17 protein-coding genes are annotated in these 26,994 nt (G+C 51.6%); 3 read left to right on the top strand and 14 right to left on the bottom strand.

Annotation, left to right across the window (positions count from 1 at the left end):
• Positions 1-18: 18 nt before the first annotated feature.
• Entirely contained in the window at positions 19-438 is a 420-nt protein-coding gene (locus LKK83_RS24930; RefSeq protein ID WP_324634135.1) for a DUF6335 family protein, read from the bottom strand.
• A 257-nt stretch (positions 439-695) separates the two neighbouring features.
• Between LKK83_RS24930 and LKK83_RS24925 the strand changes: the two genes are divergently transcribed.
• Positions 696-998 (top strand): hypothetical protein, encoded by a 303-nt coding sequence (locus LKK83_RS24925; RefSeq protein WP_324634134.1) that lies wholly within the window; start codon positions 696-698, stop codon positions 996-998.
• Positions 999-1,149: 151 nt separating this feature from the next.
• On the opposite strand, the gene LKK83_RS24920 is transcribed toward LKK83_RS24925, so the two are convergent.
• The 6 genes from LKK83_RS24920 to LKK83_RS24895 form a co-directional block, all read right to left on the bottom strand.
• On the bottom strand, positions 1,150-1,353 hold the full coding sequence (locus LKK83_RS24920; protein WP_324634133.1) for a hypothetical protein: 204 nt from the start codon (positions 1,351-1,353) through the stop codon (positions 1,150-1,152).
• A gap of 124 nt (positions 1,354-1,477) precedes the next feature.
• Complete coding sequence (locus tag LKK83_RS24915; RefSeq protein ID WP_324634132.1) at positions 1,478-1,636, bottom strand: hypothetical protein; 159 nt, start codon at positions 1,634-1,636, stop codon at positions 1,478-1,480.
• Between the two features lie 9 nt (positions 1,637-1,645).
• Positions 1,646-2,560: a hypothetical protein gene (locus LKK83_RS24910; RefSeq protein WP_324634131.1), complete on the bottom strand. Its 915-nt coding sequence runs from the start codon at positions 2,558-2,560 to the stop codon at positions 1,646-1,648.
• A gap of 8 nt (positions 2,561-2,568) precedes the next feature.
• The gene (locus tag LKK83_RS24905; RefSeq protein WP_324634130.1) at positions 2,569-3,129 is read right to left on the bottom strand and encodes a hypothetical protein; all 561 of its coding nucleotides are present in this window, start codon (positions 3,127-3,129) and stop codon (positions 2,569-2,571) included.
• A 79-nt stretch (positions 3,130-3,208) separates the two neighbouring features.
• Positions 3,209-4,711: a hypothetical protein gene (locus tag LKK83_RS24900; RefSeq protein WP_324634161.1), complete on the bottom strand. Its 1,503-nt coding sequence runs from the start codon at positions 4,709-4,711 to the stop codon at positions 3,209-3,211.
• Between the two features lie 611 nt (positions 4,712-5,322).
• Positions 5,323-10,359 carry a PAS domain S-box protein gene (locus LKK83_RS24895; protein ID WP_324634129.1) on the bottom strand — a complete coding sequence of 1,679 codons (5,037 nt, stop codon included), beginning with the start codon at positions 10,357-10,359 and terminating at the stop codon, positions 5,323-5,325.
• Positions 10,360-10,548: 189 nt separating this feature from the next.
• Between LKK83_RS24895 and LKK83_RS24890 the strand changes: the two genes are divergently transcribed.
• Positions 10,549-10,770 (top strand): hypothetical protein, encoded by a 222-nt coding sequence (locus tag LKK83_RS24890; protein WP_324634128.1) that lies wholly within the window; start codon positions 10,549-10,551, stop codon positions 10,768-10,770.
• Positions 10,771-10,876: 106 nt separating this feature from the next.
• On the opposite strand, the gene LKK83_RS24885 is transcribed toward LKK83_RS24890, so the two are convergent.
• The 6 genes from LKK83_RS24885 to LKK83_RS24860 form a co-directional block, all read right to left on the bottom strand.
• Positions 10,877-16,000 carry a PAS domain S-box protein gene (locus LKK83_RS24885; RefSeq protein ID WP_324634160.1) on the bottom strand — a complete coding sequence of 1,708 codons (5,124 nt, stop codon included), beginning with the start codon at positions 15,998-16,000 and terminating at the stop codon, positions 10,877-10,879.
• 740 nt (positions 16,001-16,740) lie between these two features.
• Positions 16,741-17,688 carry a glycosyltransferase family 2 protein gene (locus LKK83_RS24880; RefSeq protein ID WP_324634127.1) on the bottom strand — a complete coding sequence of 316 codons (948 nt, stop codon included), beginning with the start codon at positions 17,686-17,688 and terminating at the stop codon, positions 16,741-16,743.
• A 129-nt stretch (positions 17,689-17,817) separates the two neighbouring features.
• Complete coding sequence (locus LKK83_RS24875) at positions 17,818-18,915, bottom strand: glycosyltransferase (protein WP_324634126.1); 1,098 nt, start codon at positions 18,913-18,915, stop codon at positions 17,818-17,820.
• 422 nt (positions 18,916-19,337) lie between these two features.
• Positions 19,338-20,414 (bottom strand): glycerate kinase, encoded by a 1,077-nt coding sequence (locus LKK83_RS24870; RefSeq protein ID WP_324634125.1) that lies wholly within the window; start codon positions 20,412-20,414, stop codon positions 19,338-19,340.
• 29 nt (positions 20,415-20,443) lie between these two features.
• Positions 20,444-20,776 (bottom strand): DUF565 domain-containing protein, encoded by a 333-nt coding sequence (locus LKK83_RS24865; RefSeq protein WP_324634124.1) that lies wholly within the window; start codon positions 20,774-20,776, stop codon positions 20,444-20,446.
• The gene (locus LKK83_RS24860) at positions 20,758-21,162 is read right to left on the bottom strand and encodes a hypothetical protein (protein ID WP_324634123.1); all 405 of its coding nucleotides are present in this window, start codon (positions 21,160-21,162) and stop codon (positions 20,758-20,760) included. The genes LKK83_RS24865 and LKK83_RS24860 overlap by 19 nt, the downstream gene beginning before the upstream one ends.
• Here LKK83_RS24860 and LKK83_RS24855 point away from each other — a divergent pair.
• Complete coding sequence (locus LKK83_RS24855) at positions 21,146-23,164, top strand: ArnT family glycosyltransferase (protein WP_324634122.1); 2,019 nt, start codon at positions 21,146-21,148, stop codon at positions 23,162-23,164. The two genes, LKK83_RS24860 and LKK83_RS24855, sit on opposite strands and share 17 nt — an antisense overlap.
• Before the next feature lie 84 nt (positions 23,165-23,248).
• On the opposite strand, the gene LKK83_RS24850 is transcribed toward LKK83_RS24855, so the two are convergent.
• Positions 23,249-26,488 carry an ATP-binding response regulator gene (locus LKK83_RS24850; RefSeq protein WP_324634121.1) on the bottom strand — a complete coding sequence of 1,080 codons (3,240 nt, stop codon included), beginning with the start codon at positions 26,486-26,488 and terminating at the stop codon, positions 23,249-23,251.
• Between the last annotated feature and the right edge of the window lie 506 nt (positions 26,489-26,994).

Here is a 26,994-nt window from a genome sequence, read left to right as displayed (position 1 = left end):
CCATTCGCCGCTATTGTTCTAGGGGCGATGTTCTTGATAATTGGGGTCGGATTGCGGATCTAATTCCCAGCGATCGCTATCCCGTTGTTCCATCCGATCTTCTGTCTGGATGGGTTGGCGATCGTCTCTTTCCAATCCCACCGCCGCGCCGAGTTCGTCTACTACATTTTTATCCGGTGTGGGTGCGGTTCCGCCCACCACTTCTTCCCCGGTATTTTCTGCCTCAGACCACGCCGCATCTACATCGCCGCCGCTGAGTTCCGGTCCGGTGGCGTTGTATTGCTGCATCTTATTTTCCATGCTGCGACCGCCAATATTATAACCGGGCTGCCCCTCTACGCCAGTTCCAAATGATTCGGTAACGGTTTGGGGCAAATCTTCTACATTGCCTTCTTCTGCGGCTTGTTTTCTGAGGTCTTCTTGTTCGTTTTTAGCCATAATTAATCTCTCTTTAGCTACAGTTTTTTTTTAACGGTTTTTTGGGTGGAATCCAAGCACCGGAAAAGGAATCGGGGGATATTGATTAAAATTTAACAAACTCTCCGGGGGTTTCACTTCTATCGAAGGACAGATTTTTTGGCGGTGGCGGGGAACTGATGCGCTGGTGGCTGGGTTGTCGTTCCCGAGGGTGGACTTGTGCGGCAATTGTGCGAGTGCTACAGTAAAAGAAGCAACAGAATAAAGGAGGAATTCAGATGAGAACTTTGGATGAATTCACGCAACTGATTGAAAGTCAGGATACTTGCCCCCCTGACATGCCTGCGGCGATGCGATCGCTGTGGTATGACAAAAAAGGACAGTGGGACCGGGCACATGATATCGTGCAAAATGCCAGCGACGCGGATAGCGCCTGGGTTCATGCCTATCTGCATCGCAAAGAAGGAGACTACAGCAATGCGCGATACTGGTACAGACGCAGCGGACAACCAGCAGTCACCGACTCGTTACCCCACGAATGGGAACAGATTGCCCGGAACTTGCTGCTGAAACAAGGGTGAGGAATTGAAGGGAAAGGGAACTGCGATCGCGCCATTTGGAAGGTGGCTAGCCGTTTATCTCGTCTCCCCCGGAATAGAGGTAAAAAATTAGTCCGCGTTGGCGGACTTTATTTGCTCAGGTGCGATTTCAATCGCCGGCTTTAATTCGCGCTTACCCATCGGGAAATTGCCAACAAGCAATCTGCTCGATATTGTTGCTCCCACAGCGATCGCAGGAAACCTCTTCCACCGAATCCACCCATTCGTAACCGCATTGACGACAGTGGCAAAAAATGTTATTTCGATTGGCTTCGGCGATGTTTAATTGCCAATTATGCAGCTCGTCGTCGTCTAATACCCGAGGCGTTTCTGACATCGTTGCTCTCCCCTCCATGCAAGTTGGGTGTTATTTTACCACAAAATTTTGAAATCCGGTGGCGATATCCCTGTGAGAAAGTACCGGGAAACTTGTCGTCCCCCGGTTCTTTCTCAGTTATGGACTATCCACCAATCGAAGGATAGCGATCGCGTAACTTTTGAGGATTTTCGTATAATTGCTCAGAATCTTTTTGAAATTGGTAATACGTTTTTTGGTATCCGTCGATTTTTTCTTGTAATCCGTCAATTATTCCATACAGTTCTTTCCTGTATTGTTCCATTTCTGTTATTTAATTTTTATACTCTTGGTACTCTTTTTTCAATTCATTTTTGCTCTCCTTCAATTCTTCAATTTCCTGCTTTAATTCCTCGATTTTCGTCTGTTTATATTTTATATTGTTTTCGAGGTACACTTGATAGCCCAAAAAGCAATTTAATACTATAGAAACAATCAACAAACCCCCTACTGATAGCTTATTTAGTCTGCTTAGATTTCTGATTTGTGTCACGATTTTTTGTGGAATTTGTGCTAACTTTGGTATATTTGGCGATGAAATTTGTTCCCATTTTTCATTGTTTAGCTGGTCTGACAAGCCTCGCCAAATGGCATATTCTTCAAAGGTTGTTTTAGGAGTCGTGCCACAGACTAGGGCTAAAATGCGATAATTGGGTAATTGATTGTTGTTGGGTAATTTGTCGGGTAATTGATAGTTTGTTAGTTCTTCACGCAGTTCGGTTTGTAAACTGGATAAGTTTCCAAATTTACAAGTGGTATCCACAGCTTGGCGAGTGTTGAGCGTTGAGCTAGCCGCCAATTTTTCTATTTGAGGGAAATCGACCTTAAATCCTCGGTAATTATTATCGGGACGGATTGCGTTATCGACTTTTGCGGTCAGTTCTCCATCCAACGCTTGTACGGCGATCGCGCGAATTTTGGCTTCCTCAGAGTTGTCACCTTTCCACAAAATGGAGTTGCGAATCGTGCGGGTGCGGTTATCGCTGCGATCGCTGGATTTTAAACCCGTGACCACCAAATACAGGTTCTCTTGGCGATCGCGATAAATCACCAAAGAAAATGAATCACTATCCACGAACTTGAAAATGTCATCATCTAAACCTGGAATTTCTGGCTGAGGCTGCTGATTTTTCGCATCTACCCAACAGTATCCCTGGGAAACTCCCCGACTGCTAACATAAATCTCCATCACTACTCCTACGTTTCAATATTTAACAACTCTTTACCTTGAACGATTTTTGTGACCTTTAAATCGGGGTCAGCAAACTTCCGAACAGCATTATTTAAAGAAGTCCTGCCACCAAACAAAGAGTCGAACGCTCTAGAGAACAGAGGAGGTTTTTTGCTCAAATACACCTCGCAAATAAATTTTAAAATATATTTGAGCGGTTGTTCGCTATTTTTCGGCTCATAGCGGTCATTCGCATCGTACTTTCGGTAATACCATCTCGTCTCCTTTTGTTCGGTTTCTTCAAGGCGGGAAAAAAATACATTCCCCACAGTTTCCACTGGGGCGATCGCTACCGCAACTTTTCCGAGCAAATCATCGCTGCTCAACTTTTTCAGGAGCTTTTTATATCCACATTCGACGCCATCGAATAACTCGTCCTTGCGTTGTTCTTTGATATACTTTTCGCATTTGACCGGAGCAAAAATCACTAATCGCGGCGTTTCCCAGTCTTGAAAAACCTCTTTAAACCAATCCGTTAACTGAGTGGGCTGATTGAAGGTTTCATGGTAAATGCCACCTTGTTCCATCAGCGCCGCTGCATCAATGGGAATGACAATCGCCGCCGATTCTCGAAGAAAATTTTTGACTTATTCTTGTTTTTCTGGTCTATTGATTCCATATTCTCCCGGGTAATCCTGTTTTGACTTCGGGATACTCCGGGGTAATTTGGCTGGCAACTTCTGTCAGAAACTCTTCTGTCAGAAACTCTTCTGAGTCCCGCGCTGCGCTGAGTCCGCCTAACGAACATTTTTCCACTAAAACTTTGACCACCTTTTCTTTGGTGTCTGTAATGGATTTTTTGAGTCCTTTATCGATATCGAGAAATTTCTGCGATAGCCCGGTGCGGACTTCCCCCAAATACTCGTTGTAAGCACTGAGGTAGGAGCCAATTTCGTAGTTCTTCCCTTCGATATCTTCCTCAGTGGGTAGCGGCGGGTTTTTGTCACATTCCTGAATGACGCTTTCAATTTGCAATTTTAGATTTTCATCCTCTGTATCGCGAGTTGAATCTAATTGCTCTAGTAGTTTTTCTAGCTCCTTTGTCAGAGTGACCCAAAATTTTTGAGTAATCCATTTATTGTATTTTTTTTCGAGTTCGTATTTGTCGATATCGGGTAAGACATCTCGAGCGGAGGCTAACTGGTTTTTCAGATCGGCGATCGCCCTTTGTAGGTCTTGCAGTTTATTCCAGGCATAATTTTTATCTAATTCGGTGATATTCGATCGCAGATTATCCAGTACCACCTGCAGCACTTTGCTATTGGCTTCTTCCGGAGAGGAGCAGTCGGCGATCGTGCAGTCTAACACGGGCATTTTTACCGTTCCTGACTCGATATCTGTTTTCTGAGACTGGCAAGTTATCTCGTTTTCCCGATTCCGGTCTACGTTGAGGACAAATAGAGAGCGAGAGGGTAAATCGTTTAAAGCTTGGTTAGCCAGGTCATATAACTGGGTATCATTTTGTTCGAGACTAGCGCGATCCTTGGAGGGCTTGCGGATGAATAAAATAAAATCCACCTCTTGCGCCAGGGCTTCGATCGCGATCGCTTCATCTCCCAGGCGGAAATCCCCCAATCCGGGAACATCCACTAAGACGATATCGCCGATTTCATCGCTGGGAAACGGGCATCGAATTTTAACGTGCTTGACCGCCAAACACTCGTAATTTATCACTCGATAGGTTTGGGCATCATACTTTTGCGACACGTAATTGGCCACTTGTGACGGGTCGTGAATGGTGTAAACTCCGCGTTCGAGCCAGTCGCGATACCGTGCTACATTGGCATGATAATATCTGAGATTGTTATAGATATTAACGTCAGTTTGGTGAGGCGAAGATAAGCGAGGAATTTCCGAATGGGCAAACTCTTTGAAGGATGTCGGTTTCGGGTCTAAGCCCAGTTTGTCGTAGTAGGGAAGAATTACTTCCTTTAAAAAAGAGGCTTTTGAATGAAATTCAATTTCTGCTGTGGTTGAGCCGCCGACTTCGTGGAAAATGGTACTGCGGGCTGCGGTACAAGCTTTCCCTTGAAGTGCGGGAATGACATCATTATTGAGACCCGTTAAGCTTTGCAGGAGGGTGCTTTTTCCCTGACCCATCCGCCCAATTACGCCAATATTCAGGGTAGGGCGAGCAAATCTGCCTTGTAGCCGCCGCAGGGCTTCTAGCAGTTCTGTGGCTTGCTCCTGAAATGGCGCGAAGTTGAGGCGATTGAAGTTAGACTGCTTGTCGGGTTTTTCTGACCAGTAGGCAAATTGCTGCTGGCGATTTTGTTCTAATTTCTATATCCCATTGTACAGATTTTTTAGGTTGGACTCGATATATGCCAGCTTTTTCGCCAGGGGGTGACGCTGGGCGACGATACTTTGAATTTCTGCAGCTTTGTTCATACTATGACCTGTGTGCTGTTTTAGACGACTCTGGAAGGTGTTATATAGACAAAAGCGGATTTCGGCAAGGGCGAGGCTCAAAAAAATTTACAATTATTCACAGGTGTGACTGAAATACTGGGGGGAATGTCCGGCGATCGCATTTGGGGAGGTTCCTTGCTGGGGTGGGGGTCTTACCTTGGAGATGCGATTTGATGGTTGTTCCAGGGGTTGGGGGCGGGGGTAACGCACCCGACGGGGGGGATGGTGGGATGGGGTGGGTGCGTTACCTCGGATATGCGATTTGATGGTTCGGGGTAACGCACCCGATGGGGTTGGGAGAGATAGGGTTAGGTTTCTTGGGGTTTCACTGCAGATAAGGCGCGGGTGAGTTCTTCGATGCGGATGGGTTTGCTGATGTAGTCATCCATTCCGGCGGCTAAGCAGATTTCGCGATCGCCTTCCATTGCATTGGCGGTCATTGCGATAATATGTGGCTTGGGTTTCTCCGGGGCATTGGCATGGTTCGCACAAATCTGGCGCGTAGTTTCCAAACCATCTAACACCGGCATTTGCACGTCCATCAGGATCGCATCATAGCGCTGTCGGGTCAAGGCGTCTAGCACTTCGCGACCATTGCCGGCCACATCTACGCGATACCCCATGCGTGCTAATATCCGGGTGGCGACTTTTTGGTTGACCAAATTATCCTCGGCTAACAAAATCCGCAGGGGAATGCGATCGGCGAGTTGGGTATCGATTTTCGTAGAAACCGGGGCAGAAATCCCTCGCGCTTTCACCCGATCGCCGGTGCGGTTGTTGCTTAAAATATTATTCAGGGTATCGAATAATTGCACTTGTTTGATCGGCTTATTCATAAATGCCGCAAACTTGACCGAAACGCCTTCTTTTTCCAAGCTTTTGGGTTTGCCCATTGAAGTAAACATGATGAGGGGTAACTGCTGTAAAGCGGGCTGTTTTTGAATGCGGGCGGCGAGGGTCAAGCCGTCCATGTGCGGCATTTGCATGTCCAGAATTGCCAAATCAAAGCGCTGACCCGACTGGAGCAATTCTAAGGCTTCAGCACCGGAAGACACCGCCTGAGCTTGCATTCCCCACAATTGAGTTTGTTTGATTAAAATCTGCCGATTGGTGCGATTATCATCTACAATCAGCAATCGCTTGTGAAGCAAAGCGGAGCGATCGCGCAAGTGCAGGGGCAAGTCTTGTTCCTCTCCCGCCACGGGGCGCGCGATCGCGGTAAAAGAAAAGGTCGAGCCTTTGTCTACTTCGCTTTCCACCCACATTTGCCCGCCCATCAATTCGCTCAGGCGCTTGCAAATGGCCAATCCCAAGCCGGTTCCCCCATATTGGCGGGTGGTGGAAGCATCCACTTGGGAGAAGGGTTTAAACAAGCGATCGAGACGTTCTGGGGGAATACCAATCCCGGTATCGGCGATCGCAAAGCGGATTTCGTAGGGGGGACAATCCCCATCCTGCATCGGTTTGGCACTCACAGACACCACCACTTCCCCCTGCTGGGTAAACTTAATCGCATTTCCCAGCAGATTCACTAAAATTTGCCGCAGGCGGGTGACATCGCCGATAATGCGCGGGGGGGTGTGAGGTTCGATTTGATAAATCAGCTCTAATCCTTTTTGCGCTGCTTTAGAGGCGAGCAAGTCGAGGGATTCTTCGATACAGGTTCGCAATGCAAAGGGCTGTTCTTCCAGTTCCAGTTTGCCCGACTCGATTTTAGAAAAGTCGAGGATATCATTGATAATCGTCAGCAGGGCATCGCCACTGGTTCGAATCGTTTCGATATAATCGCGCTGTTCGGGTTCGAGGTTCATATCCAGCAGCAACCCCGTCATTCCGATCACCGCATTCATCGGCGTGCGAATTTCGTGACTCATGGTGGCGAGAAAATCGCTTTTGGCGCGGTTGGCGACTTCGGCGGCTTCGCGGGCTTGTTCCAGGGCTTGATTTTGGGCGGCGAGTTGCGATCGCGCTTCTTTTTCCTGTTCTAGCAGTTCCGCTTGTGCCAAAGCAATCCCCACTTGTTCTGCAACGGCTTCGAGCAATTCGATTTCCGCTTCACTCCAGCGGCGGATGCGATCGCACTGATGCAAGCCGATCGCGCCGTTGGCTTCTCCCTGATAGGAGGTGCGAACCGCTAACATGGACTTGATATTCAGTTGCTCGCAGATAGGCGCAATCGGACGCAGCAGGGGGTCGTAACTGATATCGTCCGAGGCGATCGCCCGGTCTCGTTCGAGTACGTGCTGGGCGTGAGCATTCCCAGTATAAGGAATCGCCCGCTGCATCATCGACTCATATCCCGGTTCTAAATACTCCGCCACCGGATAAAGATTATCCCCCGCCGCCGGTTTGTAGCTGAGAATCGTGCAGCGATTGACGCCAAATGCCCGCCCGAGTAGCTGACTGGCGGTTTGCAAAATTTCTTGTGCGTCTAAACTTTGGCGAATTTCGCCCGTAATTTGTCCCAAAAGCAAACTGCGCTGATATTGCTGCTGCAAGGCATGTTGTGCGTTTTCGCGTTCGATTTCGCCGCCCATCCACTGTGCCATCAGGCTGAGCAATTGCAATTCCACCGCTTTAAACGGTTCCGGGCGCGCGGTGCGACTGGAGAAGCTAAGCGTCCCATACACTTGTCCCGCCACGCGCACGGGAGTGCCGAAATAGGCTTCCTGTTCGCGGGTGATATAGGCGGGATGGTTGCGCCATCGGTCGGATTCTCGCGCCGATTGGATACAAAGGGTGGTACCGCTCTGTGCGGTTTCCCCATCGTAGGTTTGGCTCAAATTAAACGCATCGCCTTTGAGCAGTTTAAAAATCGTATCTTCCGGAAAGTGAGCGGCGACGATTTCATAGTAATCGCCATCAAGGCGACCCAAGATGCCGATTTCCAGATTAAAGCGATCGCATCCCATTGCCAGCATTTGAGCCAGACGGTCTTCAAAGCTCAAATCCACCGCTGCTTGCACTTCCACCAGCGATCGCAAAGCCATTTCGCTGTAGCGCAGTTCTTCGTTCGCGGCTTTTGCCTCGCTCACATCTCGTCCCACGGCTTGAAATGCGGTGAGGTCGCCGCCGTCGTCATACATGCCTCGGTAGGTCCACTGCTGCCACCGCACTTGGCTCGGGTGGAGCGTTACGCGATGTTCCAAGGTAATCACCGGGTTTTCCGGGGTAATCTGGCGCAAATGGGCTTCTAGGTTCTCGCGATCGCCGGCGGGCATTGGCGGGAGAAAGGGTTTCGCCAGCGCTGCGGACCGCCCGTTCCCAAAATAGCGACAGTAGGCATCATTCACAAAGGTTAATCTACCGTCGGGCAAAAAGCGACAGATAAGTTCGGTTTGGTCTTCCACGATCGCCCGGTAGCGTTTCTCACTTTCGCGCAAAGCGGCTTCGGTGCGCTTGCGATCGCTAATATCGATATTCGTCCCCACCATCCGCAGGGGTTTGCCATTCTCGTCGCGATCGACCACTTTTCCGCGCCCCAACACCCAGCAAAATTCACCAGATTTCCGCCGCAGGCGATGCTCTAACTCGTAAATCGGGGTTTTTCCTTCTAAGTGCGCTTGCAGTTGTGCCTCTACGGTGAGTTTGTCTTCCGGATGAACTAGGGGGTCCCAGGCGGAAATATGCCGGGGCAAATCCGTATCGTTATACCCGAGCATCTCCAACCAGCGCGGTGAGAAATAACACTCGTCGGTGACCATGTTCCAATCCCACAATCCGTCCTCGGTGCTTTCCAGAGCCAGCTTGAGCCGTTCTTCGCTTTCTTGCAATTCTGTCAGCAAGCGGCTGTTTTCCGCTTCTGCTTGCTTGCGATCGCTGATGTTGCTGCCAATTCCGAGAAAGCCGGTAATCTCCCCGTGGCGATCGCGCAATGCGGTGATGGAGAGCAACACCGGAAAGCGACTCCCATCTTTGCGAATATACGACCATTCATGTTCGTCTAGCTGTCCCCGCCGCGCTTTGGCCACAAATACCTCAAATCCCGGTTCGATTTCCACCCCGAGTTCGGCAGATAATTCCCGCGATCGCTTGACAACTTCAGCCGAGTCGTGTATAATTGTCGGCGTCGTTTTCCCCACCACTTCTTCTGCCCGATATCCCAACCATCGCTCGGCGGCTGCATTAAAGGTGCAAATTATCCCATCCACAGTGGTGGAAATAATAGTATAATTCGCACTATCTAAAATGGCTTGCTGCAAGCTCATAGTTTCCTGTAGTCTCGCTTCGGCTAATTTGCGATCGGTAATCTCCCGCGACACGGAGATGATTTCGCGCACCTGTTGGGTACTCGGATCCCGAACCGGCTGACTGATAGTTTCCAGCCACAAGTACCGCCCGTCTTTGCAGCGAAATCGATAGCTGATGCAGTTTCGCCGATGTTTCTCCAAGAGGGTGTCGTGGACCTGATGGATCGCCGCGCAATCCTCGGGATGAAAAAACTCATAGGCACAATGTCCGATGAGATCCTGGGGTTCGTAGCCCAGCATGTGGCGCGCAGCGGGAGATACATAGAGAAATGTGCCATCGGGTTGGTGGCGGGCGATGATATCAGTGGAATATTCCGCCAGCAAGCGATAGCGCCGTTCGCTTTCTCGCAGGGCTTCTTGCGCCGTCACTGCTTCAGTCATGTCGGTTTCGTGGAGCAGAAGCAGGGGTTGGCCACTGGCGGGGTCCAAGGTGCGCCGCAGTTCGATCGCGTGCCAGCGAATCCCGCGATCGCTATGAACCTGGGTGTCGCAGCGGTAAACTTTCCCCGTGGCGGCGGTTTCTCGCCCTACTTCCCCCACCCTCGGATCCACGAAACGCTGCATCAAGGCATTATTGGGAGAGTGGCTGGGGGGTTCTGGGGGTTGCGAGGCGATCGCCGCTGGATTTTGCAGGACGATTTCTGCTCCGTCGCTGCTGTACAGGGAAATCATCGCTGTGGTGTGGCGCAGGGCTTCGGTGGCCCGCAGGGTTTCTTCGTCGATCCGGTCCATCACGTCGGTGACGCCTTCTACTAACATCGCCAAGCGTCCATCCTCGATCCGAATTCCGGATCCCACACAGCGCACGCTCACCGCTTTGCCTTCTGGGTAAAAGGTCCAGTTCTCCACCACGGTTTTTCCCTCGCGAAACTGCTGCAGATAGCTGCTTAACCGGGTGCGCGTCGCGTCTGAAACGTCGCTGAAATCTCGCCCTAGGAGGTCTTCTAAATCCCTTGCACCCCATAGCCGCAAGGCGGCTGAGTTCGCCCACCACATCTGCAGGCGATCGATGTCGAACACCCACAGGGGCGATCGCAAAATATTGAAAGCGGCGAGGTCAGGTCTGGCAAAGATGGAATCGGTGGTTTCGCGCATAGCTCAGGGTGCTGTTGCCAAAAAGATGAACTAGGATATTTCTTTCCATTGTGCGCCAGATTTCCGCAATTGGTAAACCCAGCACTGGCCGAAGCTAATTTTAACAAATTTCGCCCTTTTCAGAACTCCCCATTTTCCTTCCCTTTCCCAGGAGTTGGGTAAGACTTCTTATTTCCTCTGGCTAGAATAATGGCAACCCCCACCCTTGCGAACCGGGGGTCAATTTTTATCAACTTTTATCAACTTTGCAGACAAAAAATAGCACATTTAGCCGAGAAACCTGTCAATTTTTATCAACTTTTCTCTATCGACAGGCTAAAAAAAATCGGCCATACTGAAGGCGAAGCGATGGAAGAAGTTGGCGAAGAAGTCTGGACTCGCGCTCAGTTTTTTATTGATAGCGTGGTGTGAGGGGGGCGGCGAAAGCGGGAAAAGTTGGAGTATAAAGGGCACCCCGGCATTCTCCCGCTAACCTCGGCCAGAGGGTGCTATATTGCGCGCCCATCGTCTTGGGGGACTAACTGTTCGCACCGGGTTCCGGGGATTCAAAGGACTGGTTTTGGATAAACAAGCGCAGGCGATCGAGCTGATGTTGCAAGGTTTCGATCGCGCCGTCTATCTCTTCGCCGTTTTGTTGTTTGGCGCGCCGTTCCAAGTCGGCGGAGATCGCAGCCAGTTGGGTTGCGCCCATATTGGTACTCGCACCTTTAATCCGGTGGGCTTTTAACTGCACCTGAGACCAATTTTGCGCCGCAAAGCTCTCGGCGATCGCTTCGATATCCGCTTGGGTACTTTTCACAAACGCTTGCAGCAATCGCTCTCTCAGTTGTGCTTTGCCCCGGGAAATGCTGTGAACGCGCTCGAGATTCAGGGGGGCATCCTCCTCCGGCGCACTGGGTGAGCGATCGCCATCAGATGACGGTTTCGGCGCGTCCTCCTGCGGCGCTGACGGTGGCATGTTTCCCTCGTATTTGGGTTTCCAGCGTTCGAGCGCCGCGCGCAATTGTTCGATGTCCACTGGCTTGCTGATATAATCATCCATGCCCGCCGCCAGACATTTTTCGCGATCGCTGGGCATGGCATGGGCGGTGAGAGCGATAACCACCGTATGACGATTCGACCCTTCGCGCTGACGCAGGGCTTCGGTGGCGGCGTATCCGTCTTTTTCCGGCATCTGACAGTCCATCAACACGATATCGTAGTCTTTTTCGGCGAGGCGATCGAGGGCGGCGATGCCGTTTTCCACACAATCCGCCTCATATCCCAAGGCTTCGAGTTGAGACAAAATCACTTGTTGGTTGATTTCGTGGTCTTCCGCTACTAAAAGTTTTAAACTCGAGGGGGTAGGCGGGGCGATCGCTCTCTCTTGGTGTAAGCGATCTGGCCCCGATTTATCCTTATCGCCAAGAGATTGTGTCGCACTCAAACTCGTGAGTAACAGGTCAAACAATCGCGAAGCTCTCACGGGCTTAATCAGATAGCCGGAACAACCCGCCGCTAAGAGTCTTTGGGCGCGATCGCGTTGGGGGAAAGCGGCGATCGGGATAATCGCAGTGGATGCCAGAGCAGTATCGGAACCCATCTCTCTCACGAAGCCCTCGCTCTCCCCTTCTACTAGGTTTAAACTCAGCAGCAGCACTTGATAAGGCGTTCCTTCGGCTGCTGCGTGGCGTAATTGCGACAAAGCACTGTCCGTATCTACTGCTTCATCGATATGCATTCCCCAGCGGTGGGCGAGATAGCGCACCGACTGACGATGGGTCGCACTTTCATCGGCGAGCAATACCTTTACCGCCCTCAGATCTAAGCCTTGAGGCAAAAAGCGATCGCTGCGATCGCTCTCGGTTTGCGGTTTCGGGAAATTCACCTCAAACCAAAAGGTCGAGCCTTGCGCTACTTCGCTTTCTACCCCGATTTCGCCGCCCATTGCTTCCACCAACTGCTTGCAAATAGCCAATCCCAATCCGGTTCCGCCATACTGGCGATTGGTGGAACTATCCACCTGAGAAAACGATTGAAACAGTTTAGCGCGATCGGGACGCGAAATGCCAATTCCCGTATCGATAACCGCAAAGCGAACAGTGGCGCGATCGTGAGTGTCGGATACTAACCGCACCTCTACCATCACTTGCCCCGCTTCGGTAAATTTGATGGCGTTGTTCACCAAATTGAGCAGGATTTGCCGCAACCTAGCCGGATCGCCGAGCAGTTGTTTCGGCACCTGGGGATTCACAAATAACGCCAATTCCAGCCCCTTGTCTTGCGCCGGGGCAACCATTAAGTCAATCGCTGACTCGATACATTCATCCACCGCAAAAGGGATGCTTTCGAGCTGCATTTCTCGCGCTTCGAGTTTAGAAAAGTCCAGGATATCGTTAATCACCGTCAGCAAATGTTGGGCGCTGGCGCGAATGGTTTGCGCGTAATGGTGCTGTTGCGGATTGAGAGAGGTTTGCAGCATCAATCCCGCCATTCCCAGTACCCCATTCATCGGGGTGCGGATTTCGTGACTCATGCTGGCGAGAAAGTCGCTCTTGGCCCGGTTGGCGGCTTCGGCTTGTTGTTTCATCTCTTCTAAGATGATATTTTGCTCGCTCAGTTGTCGAGAAATGCGCGTTTGTTCTTGCAGCAGTTCTGCTTGTGCCAGGGCGATGCTCACTTGGTTGGCTAGTTGTTGTAGCAGTTCGATTTCAAAGCCGGTCCAGTGGCGCGGTTGGTGGCATTCGTGGGCGATGAGCAGTCCCCACAGTCTTTCGCGCTGCAGTAGGGGAACAACAAGGTTAGCTTTGACGCCGCATTTTTGCAGCAGTTCCACATGGCACGGTTGGATATCCTCGGCTTCGATATCGGGAATTGCCCGGATTCTTCCCTGCCGGTATTTCTCCTGAAATTGCTCGCGAAAGCACGGATCGTCAAATTCCCGTCCCAGTATGGAAAAACATTCGGGCACCACGGCTTCTTTCTTCACTTGTCCGTTCCCTTCGGCGTCGATTTGGAAGATGAGTACCCGATCGGTGTCTAGCACTTTGCGGACTTCTTCCACGGTGGTTTGCAGAATTTCTTCGATGTCTAAAGATTGACGAATTTTAATGGTTAATTCGGCAAACAGTTGCGATCGCTGGTTTTGTTTGACTAATTCTGTCTGCGCCGCTTGACCTTCGGTAATGTCTTCGGACATCCCTAACACATACTGCGCTTCCCCATCTTCGTCGAAAATCGGCACTTTGCGCGTGTGCAATACTCGCACCCCGCGATGGGGGGTATGAATGTTCTCTGCTGCAATATCTTGCATTTGTCCCCGGGCTAATACTTCGCGATCGACCTGGGTGAAAAAGTCCGCTTCTTCCTTGGGGAACAAGTCATAGTCGGTTTTGCCTAAAATCCGCTCTCTGAGATAGCCAAATTGTTGTTCGCTGGCTTTATTCCAGGCAACAAATTTTAGGGTGCCGGCTTGTTTGATAAACAGACCCAAGGGCAGGTTTTCGATTACGGAATTGAGAAATTTCTGGGTTCTGGAAAGTTCGGCTTCGGCTAATTTGCGTTCGGTTATATCAAAAATAACCCCTTCGATGTATTTGAGTCCGGGGGCGTGAAATTTCTTCGGCGTTGGCTTTTGCATTGCGGAAGTGTCCGCTGACGGTATTGTGCTGAGGTTGGATGGGGATGAGTTGGGACTTTGCGTGGAACTCTGGAAAATTCCCCGCCCTTGTTCGTATATCCAGCGCCGAGTGCCATCGGCGTGAATAATGCGATATTCTATGTTATAGGGTTGTTTCAGTTGAACCGCCTCTAAAATGGAGCGTTCTACTTTTTCCCGGTCTTCGGGATGAATGATACTGGCAAAACTGCGAATTTTGTGTTGCAGAAAGTCAGCAGCGGGAAAGCCACTAAGTTCGGCGATCGCATCGCTGACAAATTCCATCGTCCGATTCCCATCCCAGCGGGCGCGATACACCACCCCGGGAATATTGGCGATAATGGTTGTTAATTTTTCTTCTCGTTCTTGCAACGAGGCGAATAGTTGGGCGTGCAGTTGTGCGGCGCGCACGCGATCGCTGATGTCGGTACAAACTCCCACCCATCCAATGGAATGTCCGCTACCGTCTACGATGCGATCGATTCGCACTAGGGTGGGAACGATGTCGCCGGTTTTGCTTTTCAGTTCCACTTCGCCACTCCAGGATTTACGATCGCTCAATGCCTGTAAAATGCGATCGCTCGTCTGGGAATTCACCGCCAGCGCGTTGAACCCCCCCGCCGCTTCTAGTTCTGCGGCGCTATAGCCATACAGGTTTCTAAATGCCTGATTGTGATAAATCGATTCCCCTTGGCGTGTGGTGATGGTAATCGCGTCGCTGGTACTTTCCACTGCTTGGGTGACGCGCACCAGGTTTTCTTGCTCTTGCTTGCGCGCGCTAATGTCGATGAAGCTACAGATAATTTGTCCGATATCGCCATTGTTTTGCACCATCGGATTCACATTCACCATCAACCAGCGGATGCAAGGTTCGCAACCGCGTTGCGATCGCCCATCTTCGGGGGCAAAAGTCTCGGCGGTTTCTCTTGGGGAATCCCGGGTGTGAGATGCTTTCTTTTTAATTCCCACCACTAAGTTTTTCACCGGGCGTTTGCTGGCGATCGCTTGTTGGAGGGGTCGCCAGTTTTGGGCGATCGCCCTACCGCTTTCGTCCACCAGTTGCCAGTTTAGCTCGCTCAAGTGCTTTCCCTGCAATCGATCTTGGCTGATTCCGAGCAACTCTTCCACCGCTTTGTTACTCAGCTTTATCTGAAACTGCGGACTCAGCAGCAAAACCCCCACCTGCATTTCGCTGATGAAGGTTTGCAGTTGTTCCAGGGTTTGTTGCTGTGCCCGAATCTGTTGATTCACCGCTGAGGTGAGAAGGGTGACACCCAACAGCACCGAGGTGCCAATCCCTACCCAAATTGCCACATCCTCCCGATTTAAGCTGGCCCTCAATCCTGACTCTACCGGCGCGGATACACTGAAACTGACCCCTTTCATGCCCATGTAGTGCAGGGCACAGATCCCCCCTCCCATCACTAGGGCGCTTCCCAGTTTCTGCCAATTCCAGGCGCGTTGGGAGCGCAGTTTAAACGCTACCCAAAATGCTACCTGCGAGGCTCCAATCGCGATCGCCACCGACAGTCCCACTGTTCTCAGGTCATAGTGCGCGATCGCCGCCGTGCAAATGGCTGCCATTCCCATATAATGCACCACCACCATCGCCACCCCCAAAATCGCCCCCCCCATCAGCAGCATCCATCTATCGAGTACCGGACGACTCACCAGCACCAGGGCAACCCCAGCGGTTATAATCGTCAAAAATAGGGACAGCAGCACCTTCGGCAGGTCGTAACTGATGGGGATGGGTAAATGAAATGCCAGCATCGCCACGAAGTGCATCGACCACATGCCAATTCCCATCGTTACCGCACCGCCGCCAATCCAGGCCCACCGATACCGTCGTCCCTTCAGCGCCGTCACTTGTCCCGCAAGGTCGATGGCGGTGTAGGAAGCGGCGATCGCAACAAATATCGATAGCGCCACTAAACGCCAATCATAGCTGCCACTCACCACCTTCTCCATCGATTCGGGATTTCCCATTATTCCCAGAAGCATTTGATTCACGGTTAAATTCAATTTCCTTTGACCTTTCCCTTCTCAATTGATTGGCAATTCAATAGGCCGTTGCCAGTAGCATCTCTAGTCCTAGGTTAGCACCCCTTCTCTTGCTCCTCCCTCTCTCTGTTGAAATATTTTTTCCCCCACTCCTCTACTGTTTGGTAGATTTGAGCCAAATCTAGCGGGAATTACTGGAAAATTAAGCCAATTTTAAGGTTTAATTCATAAGTGTTGGTGTATTCAACCCGAAGTCTCATCTGCGGCTGGTTTCTAAACCACCCGACTTCAGGTGTTTTTTAAAATAATCTCTGGCCAAAAAATAACCCTTCCCTCATGGGCTTTTAGACCGAGCCATTAAAACGATATGCCACCCTCGAAGCAGCGCAACCACCTGCAAGCCTCTGGCTGACTCTTTTAGTAGCGTTTCAGAGACTCACACTCCCCCCCCCACACAGAACTGAAGCCCGTTTTTCAAGCATTAATTATGCAAATTAACTGTAGGAACAGGCCATGCCAGATACATACAGGCTGTGGTTCGCAATCAAGGTTGCAACAAATTAATACAAGTTTAAAAAAAGCCCCGCCCCGATAACGGCAGGACTTTTTAAAACTTACCAAAAACTAATGACAAATGACCACCGACCGAAGACCACCGACCAAGGAAAAATGACCAACAACCAATAACCAATGACAACTGACCCAAAACTAAAATGCCTAACTAAAGTCTCAATTCCCTGCTACTTGTCGTCATATTCCGCCCGCCGCATTCTGAGCTGAACGTCTTCGAGTAACTGACGATTCACCGCCATCAAATCAGCCACCAAACCCAAAATCCATAACTGAAATCCCATCAGCATCAAAATCGCCGCTAAAATCAAACTGGGGATGCGAGTTCTATCGGTTCCCGAGAAAAAGAACCACAACCAACGCAAGCCCAAGCCAAACCCCATACTAAACGGAACGCTGCCTAAAAGCAGAAAAAACCGCAGGGGTTTATAGGTCATAAAAATCCGAAAAATCGTCAAAATAGAACGCTGAATATAAACCGGAATGCTTTTAACCAACCGCGACGGTCGTAAATAGCCATTAGTCCTAATCGGCACGGAAGTAATCGCCATACCTTTTTGCCCCGCTTGAATAATCGTTTCTAACGTATAGGTATATTGATTGAATACATTAATTTGCATAGCGGCTTCGCGACTAAATGCGCGGAAGCCACTGGGGGCATCGGGGATTTTCGTATTGCTAGCCAGACGCACCACCCAACTGCCAATTCGCTGCAGGATTTTTTTGGCGGGGGAAAAGTCTTCGATATCTTTAATCGGTCGCGCGCCGATGACAATTTCGGCTTGGTTTAATAGAATCGGTTGAATCAGTTTGGGAATATCCTCAGCACAGTATTGATTGTCGGCGTCGGTATTGACAATAATATCGGCACCGGCTTTCAGGGAAGCTTCTAATCCCGCCATAAAAGCTTTAGCGAGACCTTGATTGGTAGCCAAGCGGACGATGCGATCGACCCCACAAGCTTTGGCCACTTCTACGGTGCGATCGCGACTTCCATCGTCAATTATCAGCCACTCGATAGTATCGATTCCGGGCAACTGGCGGGGCAATTCACTCAAGGTGACGCCCAGGGTGCGTTCTTCGTTATAACAGGGAATTTGGATAATCAGTTTAGTCATCAGTGATTCAAGAACATCGATTTAAGATTTTACAGAATTTAAACTCTTAAATCGGCTGGGTTCGCGATAAAATAGCAAGGTGAGGAGTGCTTTTGCCCGTGCGAGTTGTGGGCGCAGGGGTACTGGCTGTTACTGGTTCCCCGTGGCATTGGATTCCCCATCAGCGATCGCCTCCACAATCAAATTCACCGCCTCCACCGCTCCATTGACAAAGGCAGAGGAGCGAGGTTCCCGCGTCCCCGGATCGCGCAGAAACTGAGCCACTGCAGCGATCGCCCCCGGGATGTCCTCCACCCAGCGTACTGCCGCATTTGCCCGCAGCAACCGCCGCCCCTGTCGATCGTACTGACGCGCAAAGGCAAAAGCGACCAAGGGAACCCCCACCGCCACACATTCATACACGCTGTTGTAACCGCCACCGCCAACCACCACATCGGCGGCGGGCAAACATTCGATTCCGGGCCAGTGAAACACCCATAATGAAGGGGGACACTGGGGGGGACGTTCGGCGGACAAACAGCGCACCATCGCCTGGGGAAACGCTTGCGCCAAGGCAACGGTTAACTCGCCGTACACCTGCAATTCTTCATCGCGACCCGCCGCCAGAACCACGATCGCCGGGGTATCGTCCTGCGGGTTGAGGCGCAGGAACTGACGCGCGGTGGCGCGATCGGGCAGTTCTGACGCAGTGCGGATCGACCAGGGGGCGGTTCGTCGCACTTGTGGCAAATGGGCCAACGGGGGGTCTTCCAGGGTGCCGGGGATTAAAATTAACTCGAAGTTTTCCGCCACAAAGCGGGATAAGTCTTTGGCGCGCACGTAGTTGGGGTCGAGGTCGCGATGGACGAACACGCGCGGGGTGCTTTTCATCTGCGGGAGCAAATCCGCCAATTCGCCGCCGAGTCCCCGGGGAAATGTATCCACAATCAGCAGGTCGTGGGGATTCTGGAAAATCACCTCTCGCACGCGATCGCGTGTCTCGTCAAACGAAGCAGTGTGGGGAATCGCTTCCAGGTAACAGCCCTCGACAATCGGTTGGGGTTCTTCCCCCGCCGCATAAAGCAATATATCCGCCGCATAGGGACTGTTGCACAAAATCAGCACTGGTCGGCAAGTTCCGGCGATCCGACCCAAGGCTAACGCCCGCACCAGATGCCCCCATCCTCCCCCCATCGCATAAATCAACCAGCATTTTGCCGTTGAATTGTGGCAATTTTCCACGTTCAAAATGGATCGCTCACTGTTGAAGATTTCACCCTAATTGTCTCTGGCTGGATGGAGTTGCGGACAGCCCCTCTTGGCGGAAAGTTCCGGGGGCCGTAGGCGTAGCACTCGGCTCATTTTTGGGTCTTCTCCCTCCTTTCTGGTTTGGCACGGGGCTTAACGGGCAAGATTGGGTTTCTCCCCATCGATTCCACCGCGTCGCCGCCGCATCGAATCGACTGTTTTACCCTATCATCAATTTTGCTTCCATCACGCGCAATTTTTCCGCCTCGCGATTGCTTCAGGGGTGGTAAAATCCGGTTGGGAGAGTGCGAGCTTGACTCGTTTTTCCTAGGGGGGAACGCCGCTTCCGAGGCTGGAGCCTGGGAACGAGTCTATCTGCAATATAATTGGCTGGCTTGCCACGCGGTTCTCCAACCCTCCCCCTATTCTACCGATCGCGCCGTTGCGGTTTGCGGGCGATAAATTTTTCCCACACTGCGATCGCGATTTATCTCGATCGCTAAATCTACCCACCGAGAATCGCTCACTAGCGGGTCAATGAATAATTCCGGATGCAAAGCTTTCCAGAAATACTTGACAAATTCCTCGATTTGTGCGTCGCTCATGCCCCCTTTGCCCAAGGCTCGCATTTCCCGTTCCGCCTGCATTCGCCACTGCAAACTGAGGCGATAATCTACCGGATACAACAGGATTAAACTATCTAAGCGCTCCCATAACGGTAAATACTCCCGCAAGCGCTGGTTTGTATCCCGGGCAAAGGCGCGATCGCCCTCGGTGACGATCGGGGACGGGGGGCGCTCGAATTGTGCGGACTCCACCGGGCGCACGCCGACAAACCATCCTTCAAATAAAACGATATCGGCGGGTTGGAGAATTTCCGGTTCCCGGCGATCGCCTTGTCCCCCCCACGCCGACTTATCAAAGCGCGGGACTCTCACCGATTCCCCGTCCGGAACGCGCAAGCGATCGAGCAGTTCGATGCCTAGCTCTACATCGTGCGTCCCCGGCGGTCCGCGCCACACCAAACGCGGATCTCGCACTTTTAACTGCTGTCTCTCGGCGTAGGTTTTATAGAGGTCGTCGATCGAAATGCCAATCGTGGAATATCCTAACTCTGCGAGAATGATAGTGAGTATTTTAGTGAGAGTCGTTTTTCCGGTGCCCTGTCCGCCCAAAATCCCTTGTATCCAGGGACGCCCCAGGCGATCGCGATCCGCTGCCAGATCCATAGCCAGAGGAATCCACAAGTGCCACAGGGTCTCTACCAGGCGATCGCCCAAGGGAAACTGCTGCTGCACTTGCGCCACCGTCGCTTCAAACAACCGCGATCGCGCCGCCAGTTTGTCCCCCACATTCTCCGCCGTCACCGCAAACGCCCGGGCGCGAGAAGCATCCGCCAATTCTTCTCGCACTAACCGGTCCCATGCTGCAGCATCGGGTTGCTTTCCCCTCGCCCATTCGGCTAAAATCTGCATCACCTCGATAGTGTTTTTCCTCATTTCCCCATCCCACGCGATCGACATCGGGCTTACGAACCCAAGGTAAAGGCTAAAATAAATAAATTGTAAATCAGGCCAATTTTAAATGCATTGAGACTTTGCGCCAGAAGCGATTGCTTCATTTTCTGGTACATTTTGTAAAAAAACCAGCTATAAACTTCCGTAAACACCAGCAAAACAGCCGCAACTACCGTATCTAAGTTAGCATTTTGTCCCGCAATCGTGGAAATTGCCGTACCCACAAAATTGCCCAACAAAAAGCTAATCGTCAGCAGCGAAATTCGCCGCCACGGGTTGCTTAACCCTTGCGACACTCCGGAAAGCGCCCCATTCAGCAGACTGCTCAAACGAGTATTTTGCATCTCTTATCCCCATTTATCGGTTTATGCTCGATTTCGATGATGACTTGACTCTTTAATTTAACCGATTTCACCCAAATGTTAAAGTCCTCCTGCAGTGAGGATAGCATTTCCTCGCCTCGGTTCCGGGGAATCCCCACGAGTTGCGGAGGATAGTAACGGTGAAGTTTGGCCAAAATCGCGATCGCCCGCCAGGGGATCCATGCTATCCTCCTTCCCGGGAAAAGGCGGTTAGAAACCTGAAGAATGCATTTTGCCCGGTGAATGTTATCCCTGTAAACTCCAAAGACATCGCCCCCAATTTTACCCCTTTGTAGCATAATTTTAAACCAGGGGGAATAGCCAATTGCCAGGGCGATCGCCCCGGTATTTGTGCCCGATTGGGTCATTTGCCTGCGCGGCGATCGCCCCTCACCAAACACACCGACTCACCCAGAAGAAACACAAATTATGTTCAAGGTCAATCAGTCAATGCGATGGATGTTAAATCACCGAGAACCACAGGGCGCGATCGCCTGGGCGCTGGGAATAATTTGGCTATTATTCATCGGCGCAATTGCCTTTTTGTGGAAACTCGGAGATGTAGGCTTAATTGACGAAACCGAACCGCTTTTTGCCGAAGCTGCCCGTCAAATGACCGTCACCGACGATTGGATTACCCCGTATTTTAATCAAGAAACCCGCTTTGATAAACCGCCGTTGATTTATTGGTTGATGGCGATCGCCTATCGCATTATTGGCGTCAACGAATGGGCCGTGCGATTGCCCTCCGCCTTATCGGCGATCGGATTAATGGCGCTTTTGTTCCTCACCCTGCGCTACTTTAGTTTCTCCCCCTCTCTACCCCTCTCCACCCCGCCCCACCAACCGCAAAAAAATACCCAACCTCCGGCATTAAAACCCTGGATTGCTGCAGGACTCGCTGCGGCAATTTGGGCATTAAATATTCAAACCATTGCTTGGGGACGCATCGGCGTTTCCGATATGTTGCTCAATGCATGTATGGGCGGTGGTTTGCTGGCGTTTTTCTGGGGATATGCGCTGCAAGACTTTCCCCCAGAAACCCTATCCGGAAAAACCGCTGATTATGCCCCTGCAGGGGAAGCAGAGAAACCGGATAAATCCTTAGCCTTTTGGTTGCGAAACCAAGGATTTTGGTATGGGCTATTTTATGTATTGATTGGATGTGCCGTTTTGACGAAAGGCCCGGTGGGAATTGTGTTACCCGGGTTAATTATTGGCAGCTTTTTGCTTTATGTGGGAAAATTTTGGCAAGTGGTGGGAGAAATGCGAATTTGGCGCGGGTTAGGGATTTTCCTGGCGATCGCCCTTCCCTGGTATATTTTAGTCACCCTCGCCAATGGGCAAACCTATCTGGATTCTTTTTTTGGCTATCATAACTTCGAGCGGTTTACCCGAGTGGTGAATCGTCACGGAGAACCGTGGTATTTTTACCTTGTGGTGGTGTTATTGGGATTTGCCCCTTGGTCCGTGTATTTGCCCGTAGCGATCGCCCGCTTGCGGTTAATTCAGCGCGATCGTCTGCGCCACCAACCCCGTTTTACTCATCTTGGTATCTTCGCTTTCTTCTGGTTTGCCAGTATCTTTGGGTTTTTTACCGTTGCGGTGACTAAACTCCCCAGCTACATCCTCCCCGCCCTTCCCGCCGCCGCCATTTTAGTCGCTCTGGTTTGGGCGGAATTTATCTTCAAACCCTCACCGGAAAGAGGAAACACCAATCGAAAAATGCCCGACGGATTCCAGATTTCCCTGATAGCCAATTGGGCATTAATTGCCATAATTGCCGGGGGTTTGTATTGGGTGTCCCAGACATTAGAACCGGATCCGGCGATGCCGAATTTTCCCGCAGCGCTGCAAGAATCCGGATTGGTATGGCGCGGGGTAGGGATTTTAATCGTCACCGCTGTTGTGGGGGTGCTGTTGTTACTGCGACGTCAAAACCGAGGGGCGATCGCGCTCAATATTGTCGGATTTATGGCCTTTTTTATCTTCGCCTTAATGCCCGTATATTTGCTAGTGGATACCCACCGCCAATTGCCCGTGCGACAACTGGCAGAAATTATCCCAGCGGTAAAGCAACCGGGCGAAGAAACGATTATGGTGGCGTTTGAAAAGCCCAGTTTGGTGTTTTATTCTCATCTCCCAATTTCCTTTTTCCGTCGGTCTACCGATACCCGCCGCTATCTTCAGCAAGTCGCCCAGGAAAATTCCACCCCACCGCAGGTTTTAATTGTGGGATATCCCAATAAAATTAAAGGGTTGGGACTGAGAGAATCTTATCAGTATCAGCTGTTAGCAGAAGCGGGAAACTATCGCCTGATTCGAGTAGACAAACAGTTATTTTTGCCCCAAAAAAACAGCGGCAATTAATCCGGGATTTTAACTGTGAAATTAGCCCGTATCGGCGGGCTAAGTCCGGATACCCCTTCACCTTTTTAGGGTGCGGGACTTTTTTCACCCATTCAAGTGGGGGTGAGTCGATTTGAGGGTTTGGTTAATCCGATCGAGCAACTCTTGCATCGAGAGAGAGGGGGGTAAAATGGCAGTAGAAATTTCCTGCAATACCACCTTAAGTGCCGGCATTTGTTCGAGGATAGAACGCGATTGTTTGGGCGAAGTTTCGCCTGTTGCGCTCAATTCTGGGGTGCGATCGAGGATTAAAATGGCCGGTTTTTCCGAGAGGCGGTTCAAACTCGTCAATGCATCGATCGCCCGGGGTTGGAGGGCATCAGAACCCAAACAAATTAACAGCAGATCCACAGTATGGTGCTGCAGTTGATGCAACACCTCCGACCAAGATCCGCCGACGATGCCTTTAAACCCAGCGGTTTGCATGTATTGAATCGCAGCTTGCAACCATTCATGGTGAGTCGAGTCAGGAGGGAGTGGTTCGGAACCATGAGAGGCGATCGCCCCAGAGACAGACTCAGAAGAAACCGGGGCGAATTCAGGCAAAGTGGAAATATCGATCGCCAAAATCGTGGGTTTCAAACCGATTCCCGCCGCCACTTCAATCGCTTGCAATAAAGCAGCCGGATCCAGGGAAGACTCCTGCCCCTCCCGGCGCGCCTTGTGACAATTCACACAGGGAAACACCGTCAGGCCCGGAACCTGCAAAGCGGCGTCGCTAGTGGGGCGATCGAGCGTCACCAAAGGAGTCGCAGCTAAAGCCGGATATTGGCTCAATTGTTCGATAAACGCTACTGGGTTGGGGTTCACCGCAGCGGTATCGAGCAAAATAGCATCTAAGTGCCACACCCGGGCGAGGATTTCAGCTTGTTCCAAATCATCCGCTTCCAGAACCCGATAATGATGATGAGCCAGTTGCGGGTGACTCCCCCAACCGAGCAAATGATTCAATTGAGAACCGAGGGTTTCGCTGCGAGTCGCGGGAGAGGAGAGCGTTTCCGACACCGCATCCGATTCCAGGGGAGACAGACACAAAATCGTCAGTTTCGTGGTTGGCGTCTGCGATCGCTCCTCTAGCACCGGTAGAGCATTCAACTTATCCAGACACTTCTGCAAAGAAGCCAACTTCACCGGCAAACTCAAACACCCATCCGCCCCAGCTTCTTTCGCCCGCTGCTTGTCCACCTCCGTCGCCATCACGATCGCCGGAATATGATGAGTGCGCTCATTGCCCTTGAGCAAGGTCAGCACATCCCATCCCGACAGCATGGGGAGCAAAGAATTGAGAAAAATCGCGCGCGGTTGCAGGCGACGGGCTTTTTCCAGCGCTTCCGTCCCCGCCCGGGCGATCGCCACCCGATAGCCCAACGCCGTCAGTTGCTCGGTCAGCTCCTCAATATAGCGCGGTACCGCTTCCACAATCAAAATCAGTCGGTTAGGTGGTGTAGCAGACTCTCCCAGGGCCGTGGTGGGTTGTGGCGGAGAAGGGGGCAGCAACAGGGTAAATTCGCTCCCCACCCCCTCCTTGGAAATAAACGACACATCCCCCCCATGCGCTCTCGCAAGGCGCTGCGTCAGCACCAGACCCAAGCCAGTTCCTTCAAATTGACGAGTCATGGGATTTTCCAGTTGTTGGAATTTTTGAAAGATTAAATGCTGCTTTTGCGCCGGGATGCCCATGCCCGTATCCCACACCGTAAAGGCTATCCAGCCTTCCCAGCGATTCACCTTCAGACCCAGGGTGCCCTCAGCGGGGGTAAATTTGAGCGCATTGGATAGCAGATTGTAAAGCATCTGGCGCAGGCGCAGTTCGTCAGCGATAATGATATTTAACCCCGCTTCGATGTCCACCGTAAATTGAGTGGCGGGGTCTTCCGGGTCAGCCGGGGAATTTGACGCCGCGCTAGAGGAGTCTTTTGCGGCTTCATGGAGGGCTTGCTCGAAGGCGCGATCGCACACCTCGGCAATTTGCACCGGCTCGAGCATCAGCTCCATCTGACCGCTTTCGATGCGGGTTAAATCTAAAATGTCATTCACCACATTCATCAGATGACGCCCACTTTGGTAAATCATCTGGGCGTAGCGCGCTTGGCGATCGTTTAGGTCTCCGAGGGTTCGTTCTTTCAGCAAGCTAGACAAGCCCAACACGGCGGTGAGGGGGGTTTTCAGTTCGTGACTGATGCAGGCGAGAAATTCGTCTTTCAGGCGATTGAGCTGCATTAAATCGGCATTTTTCGCCGCCAGTTCTTTGGCCACTTGCTGGCGATCGGTCACATCCTGCGCCAGAACTAGCCATAACCCTTCTCCGGGCAAGTTTCCCCCATCAATCCCCATACTGGCGGGGTCACTGGGGATAGACAGGGGAATTTTCTGCTCTCCAAGAGGCGGCGCGCGCAAGTTGGGATTCCACTGTTGATCGCCGGGGTGTTTGTGCCCGGATCTCAGTTGTGCGGGGCTACCGATAGGCGTAGCGCCTAGGGGGATTTTTACAAATTCCCACACCCGATCTGGGGGATTGGGCATCGGGCACATCCCCACGCTGTGTTCTTGGGGGATATCTGTGGCTTCCTCGGAAGGCGCTGTCGGGTCGTCGGTGGGTTGGCTTTCGACATGCAGTTCAAATTGCTTGCGCCATGCTTGGTTGTAGGATAGAACGTTCCCTTCGTCGGTTTGCAGTTTCATGGGTAAGGGAATTTCTTCGAGCAGTTCTGCTAGGGGCGGGAGTCTGTCTAGGGGATGGGCCAGGGCAACAGGTTGCAGCGGTGGGTCTTCCCCCGCATGGAACCGCAAAGAGGGATGTTGGGCGAGGTAGCCCAGCAAACGGGAACTATCGAGCAAGCCGAGGAATTTTCCCGCCCCATCCACTAATGCCCACTCCTGGGGGATTGGTTTGGGGGCGGATTGTGTTTGCAGTGCGTGCCAGAATTGGTTCCAATCCCGAGGGGCGCGCAGTTTCTGCACCGGAGCGATCGCCTCGGGATCCAGGGCAGATAGGGGTTGCTGCCACCAGGATTCTCTTGGGGTGGCGCTGTGCTGTTCCCTCTCCCGGCGCGATCGCCGATCGGTAGGTGGCGTTTGCGCTTCCATGAAATCGGGGAGTAAATGACCCCAGGAGATGATGCCCAAGGGAGCGTTTTCTTCGTTCACCACCACTAGGCGATCGGGGCGGGACTTTTGGTGGGCGCTGACCCGCCAGCGCTCCCACAACTCTGCTATACTGTCGTTCTGTCTGCAGACAAATGTGGGTTGAGTGAATTGTTCGAGCAACAGGGAGGTGATGGACATCGCTATCGAATTGAGGTTTGAGGTTTAAGAGGACAAAGATCGGGCGATCGAAGCAGGCAATGGCGTCGCCATCGGTTCGCGCGCGGCACATGCAAACCCATTCGCACTCGGGATGAATCGCGCACCTGTCGGGGTGAAGATTGTTCCGTCTAAAATGTCAATTTTACCTGTTGGGTTATTGGTGGATGTCTTCTGTCTGGACCAGTCGGTTTAGAAGACGAACCCACGGAGGGCAAAAATACCCCTTTTCGCCTGTTTCCCGGTTGAAATGGGGCTGTATTCCCCCTCAACTGGTGTCCGCCCTCGGGGCAACCCTGACTTTCTCAGGGCTGTGTTTTCCCCCACAATGGGGCGCGACGCCTCCTTCTGGGTTCCACTGCTACAACTTAATTATGGATCTCGATCGCCCTAGGGAAGTGCAAATTGCGATTACCGAGAATCGGCGTAAAGCCCCCGGATTTATCCGTGGGGATATAAGCCGAGCGACTGACCCACGGTTCCCCCAC

The organism is Phormidium sp. CCY1219 (genome assembly GCF_035615515.1).
Classification (GTDB): domain Bacteria; phylum Cyanobacteriota; class Cyanobacteriia; order Cyanobacteriales; family Laspinemataceae; genus CCY1219.
The sequence above is the reverse complement of the archived record's forward strand: the minus strand, read 5'-3'. Positions and strand labels throughout refer to the sequence as shown.

Bases quoted from the DNA above. Each gene is read 5' to 3' on its own strand.
- LKK83_RS24915 (WP_324634132.1), bottom strand. From the start codon at position 1,636: ATGGAACAATACAGGAAAGAACTGTATGGAATAATTGACGGATTACAA.
- LKK83_RS24920 (WP_324634133.1), bottom strand. From the start codon at position 1,353: ATGTCAGAAACGCCTCGGGTATTAGACGACGACGAGCTGCATAATTGG.
- LKK83_RS24930 (WP_324634135.1), bottom strand. From the start codon at position 438: ATGGCTAAAAACGAACAAGAAGACCTCAGAAAACAAGCCGCAGAAGAA.
- LKK83_RS24890 (WP_324634128.1), top strand. From the start codon at position 10,549: ATGGCAACCCCCACCCTTGCGAACCGGGGGTCAATTTTTATCAACTTT.
- LKK83_RS24850 (WP_324634121.1), bottom strand. From the start codon at position 26,488: ATGTCCATCACCTCCCTGTTGCTCGAACAATTCACTCAACCCACATTT.
- LKK83_RS24860 (WP_324634123.1), bottom strand. From the start codon at position 21,162: ATGACCCAATCGGGCACAAATACCGGGGCGATCGCCCTGGCAATTGGC.
- LKK83_RS24880 (WP_324634127.1), bottom strand. From the start codon at position 17,688: ATGACTAAACTGATTATCCAAATTCCCTGTTATAACGAAGAACGCACC.
- LKK83_RS24885 (WP_324634160.1), bottom strand. From the start codon at position 16,000: ATGCTTCTGGGAATAATGGGAAATCCCGAATCGATGGAGAAGGTGGTG.
- LKK83_RS24925 (WP_324634134.1), top strand. From the start codon at position 696: ATGAGAACTTTGGATGAATTCACGCAACTGATTGAAAGTCAGGATACT.
- LKK83_RS24905 (WP_324634130.1), bottom strand. From the start codon at position 3,129: ATGGAACAAGGTGGCATTTACCATGAAACCTTCAATCAGCCCACTCAG.
- LKK83_RS24895 (WP_324634129.1), bottom strand. From the start codon at position 10,359: ATGCGCGAAACCACCGATTCCATCTTTGCCAGACCTGACCTCGCCGCT.
- LKK83_RS24865 (WP_324634124.1), bottom strand. From the start codon at position 20,776: ATGCAAAATACTCGTTTGAGCAGTCTGCTGAATGGGGCGCTTTCCGGA.
- LKK83_RS24870 (WP_324634125.1), bottom strand. From the start codon at position 20,414: ATGAGGAAAAACACTATCGAGGTGATGCAGATTTTAGCCGAATGGGCG.
- LKK83_RS24910 (WP_324634131.1), bottom strand. From the start codon at position 2,560: ATGGAGATTTATGTTAGCAGTCGGGGAGTTTCCCAGGGATACTGTTGG.